This window comes from Nocardia sp. NPDC003999 (assembly GCF_053604885.1).
Map to the genome: position 1 here is coordinate 115,427 of NZ_JBSGIB010000012.1, position 14,382 is coordinate 129,808.

The 14,382-nt window shown below is 70.9% G+C and carries 10 protein-coding genes; 2 read left to right on the top strand and 8 right to left on the bottom strand.

What is annotated here, in order from left to right; genetic code table 11:
• Window positions 1-134: 134 nt before the first annotated feature.
• The 6 genes from ACWESM_RS23325 to ACWESM_RS23350 form a co-directional block, all read right to left on the bottom strand.
• Complete coding sequence (locus tag ACWESM_RS23325; RefSeq protein WP_452493650.1) at window positions 135-3,371, bottom strand: translation initiation factor IF-2 N-terminal domain-containing protein; 3,237 nt, start codon at window positions 3,369-3,371, stop codon at window positions 135-137.
• A 470-nt stretch (window positions 3,372-3,841) separates the two neighbouring features.
• A complete protein-coding gene (ndk, locus tag ACWESM_RS23330) occupies window positions 3,842-4,258 on the bottom strand; it encodes a nucleoside-diphosphate kinase (RefSeq protein WP_355072286.1) in 417 nt (138 codons plus the stop codon).
• 128 nt (window positions 4,259-4,386) lie between these two features.
• Window positions 4,387-4,803 (bottom strand): DUF4233 domain-containing protein, encoded by a 417-nt coding sequence (locus ACWESM_RS23335; protein ID WP_355072284.1) that lies wholly within the window; start codon window positions 4,801-4,803, stop codon window positions 4,387-4,389.
• 106 nt (window positions 4,804-4,909) lie between these two features.
• Window positions 4,910-6,295: a bifunctional tetrahydrofolate synthase/dihydrofolate synthase gene (gene folC, locus ACWESM_RS23340; RefSeq protein WP_452493701.1), complete on the bottom strand. Its 1,386-nt coding sequence runs from the start codon at window positions 6,293-6,295 to the stop codon at window positions 4,910-4,912.
• A gap of 77 nt (window positions 6,296-6,372) precedes the next feature.
• Window positions 6,373-9,051 (bottom strand): valine--tRNA ligase, encoded by a 2,679-nt coding sequence (locus ACWESM_RS23345; RefSeq protein ID WP_452493652.1) that lies wholly within the window; start codon window positions 9,049-9,051, stop codon window positions 6,373-6,375.
• A 300-nt stretch (window positions 9,052-9,351) separates the two neighbouring features.
• On the bottom strand, window positions 9,352-10,278 hold the full coding sequence (locus ACWESM_RS23350) for an NAD(P)/FAD-dependent oxidoreductase (protein WP_452493654.1): 927 nt from the start codon (window positions 10,276-10,278) through the stop codon (window positions 9,352-9,354).
• Between the two features lie 91 nt (window positions 10,279-10,369).
• Here ACWESM_RS23350 and ACWESM_RS23355 point away from each other — a divergent pair, with 91 nt between their 5' ends.
• Window positions 10,370-10,963: a helix-turn-helix domain-containing protein gene (locus ACWESM_RS23355; protein ID WP_355072278.1), complete on the top strand. Its 594-nt coding sequence runs from the start codon at window positions 10,370-10,372 to the stop codon at window positions 10,961-10,963.
• Window positions 10,964-11,085: 122 nt separating this feature from the next.
• Window positions 11,086-11,784: an AAA family ATPase gene (locus ACWESM_RS23360; RefSeq protein WP_452493656.1), complete on the top strand. Its 699-nt coding sequence runs from the start codon at window positions 11,086-11,088 to the stop codon at window positions 11,782-11,784.
• Between the two features lie 27 nt (window positions 11,785-11,811).
• Here the strand turns inward: ACWESM_RS23360 and ACWESM_RS23365 are convergent, their stop codons facing one another.
• Both ACWESM_RS23365 and ACWESM_RS23370 read right to left on the bottom strand, forming a co-directional pair.
• Window positions 11,812-12,756, bottom strand: coding sequence for a diacylglycerol kinase (locus tag ACWESM_RS23365; protein ID WP_364431951.1), 945 nt, complete (start codon window positions 12,754-12,756; stop codon window positions 11,812-11,814).
• Window positions 12,753-14,330 carry an FAD-binding oxidoreductase gene (locus ACWESM_RS23370; RefSeq protein WP_364432099.1) on the bottom strand — a complete coding sequence of 526 codons (1,578 nt, stop codon included), beginning with the start codon at window positions 14,328-14,330 and terminating at the stop codon, window positions 12,753-12,755. Before ACWESM_RS23370 ends, ACWESM_RS23365 begins: the two co-directional genes overlap by 4 nt.
• Between the last annotated feature and the right edge of the window lie 52 nt (window positions 14,331-14,382).

Sequence of the window (14,382 nt, forward strand, 5' to 3'; positions counted from 1 at the left end):
TTACAGGACGGCTACCGCGACGACCAAACCGGCGTTCACCCGCGCACCGCGGCCCTGCCACGCGTTCGCTGCGGGAACGCCTGTGGCCCCCGACCGGAAGGACCGGCGGGGGCCACAGTGGTGTCGGCGAGGACTCAGTTCGCGGCGTCCGGCGCGCCTGCCGGGCGGCCGACCGACCGCCTGCGCGGCCGGTTGCGCTGCGGCACCTCGACCGGCTCGGGCTGGGAGTAGTCGACCGCGGGCGCGGGCGCCTGGTCTCCGGTGGGCAGCACGAACACCGCTCCGGAGCTGTCCGCGGCGGGCGCGGCGGCCGAACGGGCAACCCGCCGGCGACGAGCCGGACGGCTCGGGCCCGGCTCGGCGACCCCGTTGGCGGCGGCACCGTTCTCGGTCGTCGCGACGGGATCGGCAGCCGCGACGGTGTCGGCGACCGGCTGCGGCGCGGCATCCGAGACGGACGCACCGACGGGCTCGGAGACGGGCTCTTCCGCCGGTGCCGACTCGACCTTTTCGACTTGCTCGACGACCTCGACCACTTCGGCGGGCTCGGTCTCCGGCTCCTCGGCGGGCACCGCGACCGCGGCCTCGACGGTCTCCGTGACGACGCGCTCTTCGGCGGCCTCGTCCGCGACGGCGGCCTCGGCCGTGTCCGCGACCCGCGGCTCGGCGAACGTGTCCGCGGTCGCTTCCGGCGCCTCCTCGGACTGGTGCGCGGCCATCGCCAGCGCCACCGGATGCGCCCGTTTGACGGCCGCGTCGTCCTCGGTGGGTTCGGCCGCGGGACCGGACCCGTTGGCAGGCTGGGGAGCCGCCGCGGCAGCCTTGTCCCGGCCTCGACGCCTGCGCGAACCGCTCTCGCGGGTGCGCGCGGCCGGCTCTTCACCGGAGCCGGGCTCCACCGGGTAGCTGTGCACGAGGATGCCGCGTCCGTGGCAGTGCTCGCAGGTGGTGGAGAACGCCTCGACCAGGCCGGTGCCCAGCTTCTTGCGGGTCATCTGGACCAGGCCCAGCGAGGTGACCTCGGAGACCTGGTGGCGGGTGCGGTCCCGGCCCAGCGCCTCGGTCAGGCGGCGCAGCACCAGATCGCGGTTGGACTCCAGCACCATGTCGATGAAGTCGACGACGATCATGCCGCCGATGTCGCGCAGCCGCATCTGGCGCACGATCTCCTCGGCCGCCTCCAGGTTGTTCCTGGTGACCGTCTCCTCCAGGTTGCTGCCGCCCGCGCCGGTGAACTTGCCGGTGTTCACGTCGATCACCGTCATGGCCTCGGTGCGGTCGATCACCAGGGTGCCGCCCGACGGCAGCCACACCTTGCGATCGAGCGCCTTGGACAGCTGTTCGTCGATCCGGTAGGTCTCGAACACGTCGACGCCGTTGTTCTCGTGCCGGGAGACCCTGGCGAGCAGGTCCGGCGCGACGGTGCCGATGTACTTCTCCACTGTGCTCCAGGCCCGGTCACCCTCGATGACCAGCTTGGAGAAGTCCTCGTTGAACAGGTCGCGGATGACCTTGACCAACAGGTCGGGCTCTTCGTAGAGCGTCTTGGGCGCGTTGCCGTCCTTGCCGGTCTGCTCCTGGATGGTGCGCCAGGTCGCCTGCAGCCGCTCCACGTCGCGGGCCAGTTCGGTCTCGCTGACGCCTTCGGAGGCGGTGCGGATGATGACACCGGCGTCGGCGGGCACGATGTCGCGCAGGATCTCCTTGAGGCGCTTGCGCTCGGTGTCCGGCAGCTTGCGGCTGATCCCGGTGGAGGTGCCGCCGGGCACGTACACCAGGAAGCGCCCGGCCAGGCTGATCTGTGTGGTCAGCCGGGCGCCCTTGTGGCCGACCGGGTCCTTGCTCACTTGGACCAGCACCTGGTCGCCCGGCTTGAGCGCCTGCTCGATCTTGCGCTCCTTGCCGCCGAGCCCAGCGGCCTCCCAGTTGACCTCACCGGCGTACAGCACGCCGTTGCGGCCGCGGCCGATGTCGACGAACGCGGCCTCCATGCTGGGCAGCACGTTCTGCACCTTGCCCAGGTAGACGTTGCCCACCATGGACGCGGAACCTGTGCTCGTCACGAAGTGCTCGACCAGGACGTTGTCCTCGAGCACGGCCACCTGCGTCGCGGTGGGGTGATCCGGGAAGGACTTCTCGCGCACGACCATCACGCGGTCCACCGCTTCGCGCCGGGCCAGGAACTCCGACTCGGTCAGGATCGGCGGGCGGCGACGGCCCGCCTCGCGCCCGTCGCGACGGCGCTGCCGCTTGGCTTCCAGCCGGGTGGAGCCGGTGATGCCCTGGACCTCGTCGACCGCGACGCGGCCGCGGCTCTTGTTGCGCGGCTCGCGCTCGTGCACGACCGTGTTCGGCGGATCGTCGTCGGCGGGTTCGTTCTCGCCCGAGTCACCGGCCACCTTGCGCCGACGGCGGCGACGGCGACGGCGGCTCGAGCCTTCCGGCACGCCGTCCTCGTCCTCACCCTCGCCCTCGGCGGTCTCGGCGGATTCCGCCGCGTCGGTGGCTTCGGCGGACTCGGCGGCTGCGGGAGCCGACTCGTCGTCGGTCTCGGTGTCCTCGCCCTCGCCGTCGCCATCGGACTGCTGCTCGCCCCGGCCGCGACCGCGCCCCCGGCGGCCACGGCGACGGCGCCGCGGCTGGTCGGCGTCGCCGTGCTGATCGGACGACTCGCGCTCGTCCTCGGTGACCTCGGTCTCGTCCTCGACGGGCTCGGGTGCCTGCTCGTCGGCGCGGCGGCCCGCACGCTCGGCGCGGCGCTGTTTGCGCGCCTCCTCGGCGGCCGCGGCGTCCGGCGACAGGAACAGCGGCGCCTGCACGACGGCGGCGGCCTCGAACACCGCGGGAGTCACCGGCTCCGGTTCCGGCCGCACCGAGTGCGTGAACAGGTGCGTGTGGTTGGCCGGCGCGCTGAGCGGCGGCTGCGCGGTGGACACCGTGTCCGGCGCGGAGAAGATGACGCCCGCACCGGAGAACGGAACGTCACCGGCGGGTGCCGGTGGTTCCGTGGCAGGCGCGGGTCGTTCGGCCGCGGGCGTCGGCTGTTCCGGCGCCGGTTGCTCGGCCACGGGCGCCCGAGTGGGCGCGCCTTCCTCCGGCTGCGCCGGTACGGAGGCGTCTCCCGGCCCGGCGGCGGGCTGCTCGGCCGCGGCGTCCGCCTCGACCGTCACCAAGGCGTCGCGCACGGACTCCGCGACGGCTCGGTCGACGTTCGACTGGGCGCTGCGCGCGTCCGCCCCCATCTCGGTGAGCTTGGCCAGGATGCGCTTGCTCGTCACCCCCAGCAGCTTGGCGAGTGCGTGAACTCGGATTCGCTCCGGCAATTGTTCGGCATCCTGTGATGTTGTTTCCAGCGGCTCTTGATCGGCCACGAAGTCTCCTCGGGCCCCCGGGCGCGTCCCTCCCGGCGGGAGTGACGCGGCCGACGCGGGGGCGCTGTCCGTTCGACTCGCACCCGGTGGGCGCGAGATCAAGTGGTCTCGCCCCGCGTGCCCGGTTATCTCCTCGGTTGTGCGTCGGTCGGGCTAACTGGTCACGCGGCGCCTGGCTGTATGGCTGAACTCCGCGGCGCGAGCGCTCATCCAGCGTGCCTACACGAACAGCGGACCCGGTGACCAGGCCGTTTGTCCATGGCAGCGATGATCGGCATCGAACCGTGGTGTCATCCGGCTGCCCTCGTCACGTTTCGTTCGCGCACCTGCACGAACAGTCGGCGTCGAAAGCAGCCGATGCCAGTATCCCATACCGCGCGCCGGGCGTTCGCCATCGGCGCTCGACTCGGTCCCGCCCGCGGCGCGAACGCGGGTCTCGCGGCGGCGCGGGCACGACGATCGAGACTCGGTCAGGCGGGCAGTTCGGGGAACCAGAGGGCGATCTCCCGCTTGGCCGATTCGGGTGAATCGGAGCCGTGGACCAGGTTCTCCTGGGTCTCCAGAGCGAAGTCTCCGCGAATGCTGCCGGGCACGGCCTTTTCGACCGGGTCGGTGCCGCCGGCGATCTGGCGGAACGCGGCGATGGCGCGCGGGCCCTCCAAGATGGCCGCGACGACCGGGCCCGAGGTGATGAACTCGATCAGGGACCCGAAGAACGGCTTCTCGGCGTGCTCGGCGTAGTGGCCCTTGGCCAGTTCCTCCGACACGTGCTTCAGCTCCAGGGCGACGATCTTCAGGCCCTTGCGCTCGATCCGTGCCAGCACCTCGCCGACAAGGCCACGGGCCACACCGTCCGGCTTGATGAGTACCAACGTCTGCTCAGTCACGGCGCACAGCCTATCCGGCATACTTCCGGGCACCGCACCAGCGGTCGGCTGATCGGCTTCCCGGGCGCTCGGCAGGGAGACCTCCGCCGGAAAAAGTGCGACCGGCAGCGTCCTTGGCGGCCCTGCGGCTACGACCGCTGGATGCGCTGGCTCGGCAGCAGCCCTTTCTCCATCCGGCCGCGCACGTCGGCGCGCAGCACCAGGATGAAGCCCCAGACCACGGCGAACACCACACCGATGACGCCGATGGACACATGGATGAACGCGCCGAGCAGCACCAGGACCTGCAACCCGAGGTTGAACGGCAGCGCCCAGGACCGCCGCTGCAACCCGGCCCCGAGGAACATCACCACCGCGAGCACCACGAGATAGGTGCCGGACAACCAGGTCACGCCGCCGCCGACGTCGGCAACCACCGGCAACGCGAGCAACACCACGATCGCCTCGAGCACCAGCGTGCCCGCCATCACCCCACGAAAGCCCTTCCACGGGTCGGTCGCCGGCGCGGGCACCGACTGCTCGTCTCGTTCGGCCGGTTCGCTCATGCTGTGCCCTCCTCGGCATCCGCCGGGCTCGTGCGGTGACCGGCGCCCATGCGGTGGTTCCCGGTCCCAGGATGGTCGAGTGGGCGGCGGTGCACGCATCTGGCGCTCACGCCGGGTCCTTTCCGAACAGCGCGCGAGCCGCGCCCGCCGTGACGACCGATCCGGTGATGATCACTCCCGCGCCGGACACCATCTCGCCCGCGTCGCCCACTTCCTCGGCGATCGCGATCGCGGTCTCCAGCGCGTCGGGCAGGGTGGCGGCGGATACCACGCGCTCGTCGCCGAACCGCTGGACCGCGAGGTCGGCGAGGGTCTCCACGTCCAGCGCGCGGGGCGACCCGTTGCTGGTGACGACGATCTCGTCGAACACCGGCTCCAGCGCGGTGAGGATGCCGTCGGCGTCCTTGTCACCGAGCACCGCGACCACGCCGACCAACTTGCGGAAGTCGAATTCGTCGGTCAGCGCCGCGGCCAGCGCCCGCGCGCCCGCCGGATTGTGCGCGGCGTCGATGAAGATGGTGGGCGCGCTGCGCATCCGCTCCATCCGCCCGGGACTGGTGACGCTCGCGAAGCCCGCGCGCACGGCGTCGATGTCGAGCCTGCGCTGCGCGCCCGCACCGAAGAAAGCCTCCACCGCCGCGAGCGCGAGCACCGCGTTGCGCGCTTGATGCTCGCCGTGCAACGGCAGGAAGATCTCGTCGTACACCCCGCCCAGGCCCTGCAACTCGAGTTGCTGCCCGCCCACCGCGATCTGCCGGGCGAGCACGCGGAACTCCGAGCCCTCGCGCGCGACCGCGGCGTCCACCTCGACGGCACGGCGCAGCAGCACCTCCATCGCCTCGGGTTCCTGCTGCGCGATCACCGCGACGTTGTCGCGCGGCACCAGGCTCTCCGGGGCGCGCTTGATGATCCCGGCCTTCTCCCCCGCGATCGAGGCCAGGTCCGGACCCAGGTAATCGGTGTGGTCCAGGCCGATCGGCGTGATCACCGCCACCTGCCCGTCGATGACGTTGGTGGCGTCCCAGGTGCCGCCCATTCCCGTCTCGACGACCGCGACATCGACCGGCGCCTCGGCGAAGGCGGCGTAGGCCATGCCGGTGAGCACCTCGAACTTGCTCATCGCGGGCCCGCCCGCGGCCGCCGACTGCTTGTCGATCATCTCGACGAACGGCAGCAGTTCGCGATAGATCTCCACATACCTCGCCGGGGTGATCGGCGCGTTGTCGATGCTGATCCGCTCGGTGGCCAGCTGCAGATGCGGACTGGTGATCCGGCCGGTGCGCCGATGCAGTGCGGTGAGCAGCGCGTCGATCATCCTGGTCACCGAGGTCTTGCCGTTGGTGCCCGCGATGTGGATCGCCGGATAGTTCTGCTGCGGCGAGCCGAGCAGATCCATCAGCGTGGCGATCCTGGTGAGCGACGGTTCGATCTTGGTCTCCGGCCAGCGCTGGTCGAGTTCCGCCTCGACCAGCGCCATCTCGGCCAGTTCCACCGGCGACGGACCGGAGCCGAGCCGCGCTCCGCCGCCACGGCCCTCGTCGTCGCCGTATTGCGGTTCCGGCTCGTGGTTCACTTGCCGCTCAACTCCGCCAGTCGGGCCCCGATGCGCGCCACCTCGTCCGCGGCGACCTGCTGCCTGCCGCGGATCTTCTCGACCACGTGGTCGGGCGCCTTGGCCAAGAACGCCTCGTTGCCGAGCTTGGCGGCGGTGCCATGGAGTTCCTTCTGCGCGGCGGCCAGATCCTTCTCCAGCCTGCGGCGCTCGGCGTCCAGGTCGACCGCGCCCGAGGTGTCCAGCTCCACGGTGACCGTCCCGGCGCTCAGGCGGACCTCCACCGACGCGGTCGCGGCGAAGCCCGCGTCCGGCTCGGTGAGCCGCGCCAGGTTGGCGACCGACGCCGCCTGCTCGCCGAGCCCCGCCTCGCCGACCCCGATCAGCTTGGCCGCGACCTTCTGCTTGTCCGCCAAGCCCTGGTCGCTGCGGAACCGCCGGATCTCCGTGATCAACCGCTGAGTGTCGGAGATACGTTGCGCCGCCTCCTGGTCAACGGGCACCCCGGAGGCCTGCGGCCACGGCGCGATCACGATCGACTCGCCGCCGGTCAGCGCCTGCCACAACGCCTCGGTGACGAACGGCACGACGGGGTGCAGCAGGCGCAGCACCGCGTCGAGCACGGTACCGAGCACCAACCGGGTCGCTTCCGCCCGCGCGCCGTCGGCGGCGAACTGCACCTTGGCCAGCTCGAGGTACCAGTCGCACAGCTCGTCCCAGGCGAAGTGGTAGAGCGCCTCGCACGCCTTGCCGAACTCGTAGGCGTCGAACGCGGCGTCCGCTTCGGCGCGCACCGCGTCCAGCCGGTCCAGGATCCAGCGATCGGCGTCGGTGAGCTGTGCGCGATCGGGCAGGTCGCCCACCCGCGCGCCGTTCATCAGCGCGAACTTCGTCGCATTGAACACCTTGGTCACGAAACTGCGCGAGGCGAGCACATGCGGCTCGCCGACCGAGAGGTCGCCGCCGGGCTGCGCGCCGCGTGCGAGGGTGAAGCGCGTGGCGTCGGCGCCGAAGGCGTTGATCCAGTCCAGCGGGTCGATGCCGTTGCCGCGCGACTTGGACATCTTCTTGCCGAACTGGTCGCGGATCAGGCCGTGCAGGAACACGTCCTTGAACGGCACCTGCCGCGCGCCGCCCTTGCCCGTGGTCAGCACGGCGTCCTCGGCGACGTAGGTGCCGAACATCATCATCCGCGCCACCCAGAAGAACAGGATGTCGTAGCCGGTGACGAGCACGCTTGTGGGATAGAACTTCTCGAGTTCGGCGGTGGCGTGCGGCCAGCCCATCGTGGAGAACGGCCACAGGCCGGAGGAGAACCAGGTGTCGAGGACGTCCGGGTCCTGCACCCAGCCCTCGGGCGCCTGCTCGTCGGGCCCGACGCACACCACTTCGCCCTCGGGGCCGTACCAGATCGGGATGCGGTGGCCCCACCACAGCTGACGCGAGATGCACCAGTCGTGCATGTCGTCGACCCAGCCGAACCAGCGCGGCTCCTGGCTCTTGGGGTGGATCACGGTGTCGCCGCTGCGCACGGCGTCGCCTGCGGCCTTGGCCAGCGACTCGACCTTCACCCACCACTGCATGGACAGGCGCGGCTCGATCGGCTCGCCGGTGCGCTCGGAGTGCCCCACGGAGTGCAGGTACGGCCGCTTCTCGGCGACCACGCGGCCTTCTCGCGTGAGCCGCTCGCGCACCTTGACGCGGGCCTCGAAGCGGTCCATGCCGTCGAATTCGGTTCCGGTGCCGGTGATCCGGCCGCGCTCGTCCATGATCGTCGGCATCGGCAGCGCGTGCCGCAGACCCATCTCGAAGTCGTTGGGGTCGTGCGCCGGTGTGATCTTCACCGCGCCGGAGCCGAATTCGGGATCGACGTAGTCGTCGGCGATGATCGGGATCTGCCGTCCGGTGATCGGATGCTCCAGGGTCGTGCCGATCAGCGCCCGGTAGCGCGGGTCCTCCGGATGCACGGCCACCGCCGTGTCGCCGAGCATGGTCTCCACCCGGGTGGTGGCGACGACGACGTGCGGTTCGTCGTCGCGGAGCGAGCCGTAGCGCAGCGAGACCAGCTCGCCTTCCACGTCCTCGTACTTGACCTCGATGTCGGAGATCGCGGTGCGCAATTCGGGCGACCAGTTCACCAGCCGCTCGGCGCGGTAGATCAGGCCCGCGTCGTAGAGCCGCTTGAACATCGTCTGCACGGCGCGCGACAGGCCTTCGTCCATCGTGAAGCGGTCCCGGCTCCAGTCGACGCCGTCACCGAGCGCGCGCATCTGCCACTGGATGGCGCCGCCGGATTCCCGCTTCCAATCCCAGACCTTCTGCACGAACAGTTCGCGGCCGAAGTCTTCCTTCGTCTTGCCGTCCACCGCGAGCTGCTTCTCCACCACGGTCTGGGTGGCGATGCCCGCGTGGTCCATGCCGGGCAGCCAGAGCACCTCGTACCCCTGCATCCGCTTGCGGCGCGACAGCGTGTCCATCAGGGTGTGGTCGAGCGCGTGGCCCATGTGCAGCGTGCCGGTGACGTTCGGCGGCGGCAGCACGATCGAGTAGGGCGGCTTGCCGCTGCCGGTGTCGGCGGTGAAATAGCCAGCGGCTACCCAGCGCTCGTACATCTCGGCCTCCACCTCGCTGGGAGTCCAGCTCTTGGGGAGGGCATCGGCACGATTACGCGTGTTGTCAGGGGCTGCGCTGGTCACCCCGCGATTCTAGAGCGCGTCGCCGCGCCGACTTCGGGTCGGTCGACCCGGCTCGCCGCTACCCGCGGATCCGCCGGGCGGCAGCGCTGTGGAAATCGGGCGGGATATCGGCCCGCGGGCGCTCCGGACGAATCGCGCGGAGCGGTATTTCGCGACGGAGACAAAGAAAGGCGGAGTCTTCGGTGGATGAGGGACACCGAACACTCCGCCTATGCCAGTAGCTTACCGGCGATCCGAGGCCGGACTCGGAATCCATAAGCAATTCTCAGCTTCCGGCATTTTCTACCCCGGATATTCCCCTTATCGGGCCGGCACGGTGACGTCGGCCGACACCAAGTCGCCGTTGATCGCGATCGCGGCGGTCGAGCCCGCGCCCGCCGCGGAGATCACCTGCGCAGCCGGATCGCTCACATTACCGGCGGCCCATACGCCCGCCACGCTGGTGCGCCCGGTGGCGTCCGTCACCACCCAGCCGCTGTCGTCGAACGCACACCCGAGCGCCACCAGCACGTCGTCGTTGGCGCGGAAGGTCGGCGCGACGAACATCGCCGTCCTCGGCACCGCTCGCCCGTCGGCCAGCTCCACACCGCGCAGCCGGTCCTGCACCACGAACCGGGCGACCTCGCCGTCGAGCACCCGCACGCCGCGCGCGTCCAAGCGAGCGCGGTCGTCGTCTGACAGTGGCATCGTGTTCGGGAAGAAAATGACGTCGTCCGACCACTGCGGCAGCAGCAGGGCCAAGTGCACCGCCCGCGCCGATGCGCCGGGTTCCCGCCCGCCGAGCGCGCCGAGCGGCTGGTCACGCACCTCGTAGCCGTGGCAATAAGGGCAGTGCAGCACGTCGCGCCCCCATCGTTCGCGCACTCCGGGCAGCCGCGGCAGTTCGTCGCGCAGCCCGGTCGCGACCAGCAGGCGGCGCGCCCGCAGCGTCGCACCGCCCCGCGGCCGCAGCACGAACTCCGACTCACCCACCCGTTCCGCGCCGACGACGACATCGGAGATCACCTTTGCGCCGTAGCCCGCCGCCTCCTCGGCTCCGGCCGCCAGCAACTGCGCGGGTGGCATCCCGTCCCGGGACAGGAACCCGTGCATGTGCTCGGCGGGCGCGTTGCGCGGCGCGCCGCCTCCGACCACCGCGACCCGCCGCCGCGCCCGGGCCAGGACCAACGCCGCGGACAACCCCGCCGCACCGCCACCCACGATCACCACGTCATATGTCTCGCTCATCCGCGATCACCTCCACCGACACAGTGCCGTGGCTCGGCGCATATCAGCAACTATTGTTGCCAAATCCGGGACGACGCGGTGCACTGGTGACATGTCCACACCACCAGGCGTCGCCCAAGCCCTCGCCGACATCGGTCCGCGACTCAAAGCGCTGCGGACTCGACGCAACGTCACGCTCACCGCGCTGGCGGAAAGCACCGGGATCTCCAAGAGCACGCTGTCGCGGCTCGAGTCCGGCCAGCGAAAAGCCAGCCTGGAACTGCTGCTGCCGATCGCGATGGCCCACCAGGTGCCGTTGGACGAACTGGTGGCCGCACCGCGGATCGCCGACCCTCGGGTCCACACGACGGCACGGAAGATGAACGGGCTCAGCATTCTTCCGCTGACCCGGCAGCCGGGGCCGTTGCAGGCGTTCAAGATCATCATCCCGCCCGAGCGTGGTGAGCCCGACCCGAAGGTGCACGAGGGTTTCGAGTGGCTCTACGTCCTGTCCGGACGACTCCGGCTGGTGCTGGGCGAACACGATCTGGTGCTCGGCCCCGGCGAGGCCGCGGAATTCGACACCCGCCAACCGCATTGGTTCGGCAGCGCGGGCCGGGGACCGGTGGAAATTCTCAGCCTTTTCGGGTCCCAGGGTGAACGAATGCATCTTCGCGCGCGGTCGGCGGGCCGGAAACCCACATGAACCGATAGTGTCCGAAATGTCCAGTATTGCCGAAAGGACGAAACCTCGGGACTCTGGGAAGGGTGAACACCCCACGCGCATCTCACTCGGCGAATCACCAAGAAAAACGGGGGTTTTCCCGGATGCCGAACCCGTCTCGGCTGCGGACGCTGGGAGAGGTGAACCCCCCGCTGGAAGCCGTGCCCGGGCACGCCCCCGAACCGCGACCGCCGATCCTGGTCCCGGATGCGCTGCACGATCTACGCGGTCGCGCGGTCGCGGAGATTCGATACCCCGCCGCGGCGGCGCTGATCGTCGCGGGCGTCCCCGGCGCGGGTAAGAGCACCGCCTTGCGCAAATTCTTCGGCGCCGACGCGGCGGCCACCGCACCGTCGCACAGTCCCGCCGGGGTGCTGGTGCTCGACTCGATGCAGGCGCGCAATCGCTGGCGGCCCAGACTCTGGTGGCTGCCCTACCTGCTGTGGCGTCCGGTGGTGCACGTGGCGCACTTCGTCGCTGTTCGCGCCGCGCTGCGTGAGGTCGACGGCCCGGTCGTCATCCACGACTGCGCCACCTTCCGGTGGGCGCGCGTTCTGATCGCGCGCTGGGCGGTGGGACGTGAATTGCACCTGCTCCTGCTCGATGTGCCCGCGCCGGTGGCCAGGGCGGGCCAGCACAGCCGCGGACGACGGATCAATCACGTGGCCTTCCGGCTGCACGTGCGCGGCTGGCGGCGATTGATGAGCGTGGTGGCGACGGAACCCGCGGCCCGCGGTTCCCGGTCGGTCGTCATCGTCGACCGCGCGGCCGTCGACCGCCTTGGGTGCGTGACCTTCGCCTGACCGGCGAAACCGCCGCCTCGGTGCGCCTCAGGGCACCAGGACGGTCAGTGCCGCCGGGACGGCCCTGATGGTGAGCGGCAGGGTGCCCGCCGGTTCGCCGTCGGCCGTGGCGGGCGCGCCCGCGGCGGTCAACGTGACGGCCGCGGCGCGGAACTGCTTGACCTCCGGGTGATTCTGGCGTTTCCCCGCCGACAGCGCGGGCAGCAAGCGCAGCATCTCCCGCCGCGACAGCGCGCCGACCACGGTCAAGTCGAGCAGTCCGTCGTCCATGATCGCGTCCGGGCAGATCAACATGCCGCCGCCGTAGGTGCGGGTGTTGCCGACCGCGACCATGACCGCCTCGGTCTCCAGCAGCGAGCCCATGCCGGGGTTGGTGAGCCCGTCGGTCACCGCGTCCACCAACTCGACGCGGTAAGGAACGGTGAAGCGCCCGGAGATCTCGGCCAGCGCGGCGACGGTATAGCGCAGCCTGCCTTTCGGCCAGCGCATCTCATTGGCGCGCAGCGTGACTCGCGCGTCGAATCCGGTGCCGGTCACCGTGGCGAACCACATCGGCGCGCCGGGCGACTCGATCCGGCCGAGATCGATCGTCCTGGTCCGCCCGCGCAGCACGAGCGCGGCGGCGGCGAGCGGGTCGTCGGTCGGCACACCGAGTTCCCTGGCCAGGTCGTTGCCGGTGCCCGCGGGAACCATGCCGAGCGGGACGCCGGTCTCCGCGACGGCCTGAAGGGTCAGGTTGATCAAGCCGTCGCCGCCGACGCAGACCACGGCATCGGGCGGCGCGTCGCCCGCGATGACATCTCGCACCTGCCGAACCGTTTCGGCGGCCGAGGGCGCGCACACCTCGGCGACCTCGGCGCCGCCCGCGCGGAGACGGGCGATCGCGGCGCTCGCCGCCGCGCCGCTCTTACCGTGCCCGGACCGCGGGTTGGTCACCACGGTGACCTTGCGTACCGGCGAATATTCGGTCACGGCACCAGCTTTCCCGGATTGAGGATGCCGGCCGGATCGAGTTCGGCCTTCACCGCGCGCAGGACGCGCACGCCGAGGTCACCCACTTCGTCCGGCAACCAGGGGCGGTGGTCGGTGCCCACCGCGTGGTGGTGGGTGATGGTGCCGCCCGCCGCGACGATGGCGTCGCCCGCGGCGCGTTTGGCGGCCTGCCACTGCGCCAGCGGGTCGTCCAACTGCTTGGCGACGACGGTGAAGTACAGCGACGCACCGGTCGGGTAGGTGTGCGAGATGTGGCACATGACCAGCGGGGGCGTCCCCTGCGCACTGAGCGAATCGGTCAGCGCCCCGGTCACCTTCTCCTTCAGCGCGCTCAGATTCGACCAAGTGGTGGCGGTTTCCAGCGTTTCACAGAGCACCCCGACATCCAGGAGCGCGTCGCGCAGGTACGGCGCGGCGAAACGACCGTGCTCCCATTCCCTGGCCGCTGCCTCGCCCAGGGCCGAGCCGCCCGCCGCGGCCAGCAGCGCACCCGCTTCGGCGCTGCGCGCGGCGACGTGCGCGGCACTGCCCTCGTAGGTGGTGACGGCCAGACATCCGGCCACCGGGTTGCCGCCGATATCGCCGGAGCGGGCGAGGTTGATCCCGGTCTCCGCCTCGTCGGACAGCCGGAGCACGGTCGGCGCCGCACCCTCCTGCACCACCGCGCGCAACGCTGCGGCGCCGGTCGCGAAATCGGGAAACGACCACGCCTGATAGGCGACGGTTTCCGGGACCGGGTGCACGCGCAAGGTGACCGCGGTGATCACGCCGAGCGTGCCCTCCGATCCGACGAACAGCTCACGCAGATCCGGCCCCGCCGCCGAGGCGGGGGCGCGCCCGAGGACGAGCGTGCCACTGGGCGTGGCGATCTCGAGCCGCTGCACCATGTCATCGAAACGGCCGTAGCCCGCCGAAGCCTGGCCAGAGGATCGCGTCGCCGCGAAGCCGCCGATGGTGGCGAACTCGAAGCTCTGCGGGAAGTGCCCGAGGGAGAAGCCGTGCCCGCCGAGCAGTTCCTCCGCGCGCGGGCCGGTGAGTCCCGCGCCCAGTGTGGCGGTGCCGCTGATCGGATCGATCGCGGTGATCGTGTCCAGCCTGCGCAGATCCAGGGCGATCACGGCGTCGAAGCGACCGCGCACGGGTTCGACGCCGCCGACCACGCTGGTGCCGCCGCCGAACGGCACCACCGCGACGGCGTTCGCCGCGCAGTAGGCGAGCACGGCGAGCACCTCGTCGTGGTCGGCGGGGAAGACGACGGCGTCCGGCGCGTCCTGCGGGCCCTCGGCCCGGCGGCGCAGTAGATCGGGTGTGCTCTTCCCCCCTGCGTGTCGCAACCGATCGCGGTGGTCGGCCGACACGTTCCCGGAACCGACCACCTCGACCAACCCGGCTCGCCGCGCGGGCGTCAACGCCGATTCGCGCAGTGGCACGTCGCCCTCATCGCGGCGCGCCACCGGATCGCCGGACACCCCGAACACCTGCGTCAGCAGACCACGGATCCGCTCCGAAAGTGGCTGGTGCCCAGCCGGGATTCCCCAGGCATCCCAGACCATACTCGCCGCCGACCCGCTCACGCCGGTCTTTGCCGCGGAAGCCGAATCGCCC

Coding starts and splice junctions, on each gene's coding strand:
- ACWESM_RS23335 (WP_355072284.1), bottom strand. CDS start 4,803: ATGAGCGAACCGGCCGAACGAGACGAGCAGTCGGTGCCCGCGCCGGCG.
- ACWESM_RS23350 (WP_452493654.1), bottom strand. CDS start 10,278: ATGAGCGAGACATATGACGTGGTGATCGTGGGTGGCGGTGCGGCGGGG.
- ACWESM_RS23355 (WP_355072278.1), top strand. CDS start 10,370: ATGTCCACACCACCAGGCGTCGCCCAAGCCCTCGCCGACATCGGTCCG.
- ACWESM_RS23360 (WP_452493656.1), top strand. CDS start 11,086: ATGCCGAACCCGTCTCGGCTGCGGACGCTGGGAGAGGTGAACCCCCCG.
- ACWESM_RS23370 (WP_364432099.1), bottom strand. CDS start 14,330: ATGGTCTGGGATGCCTGGGGAATCCCGGCTGGGCACCAGCCACTTTCG.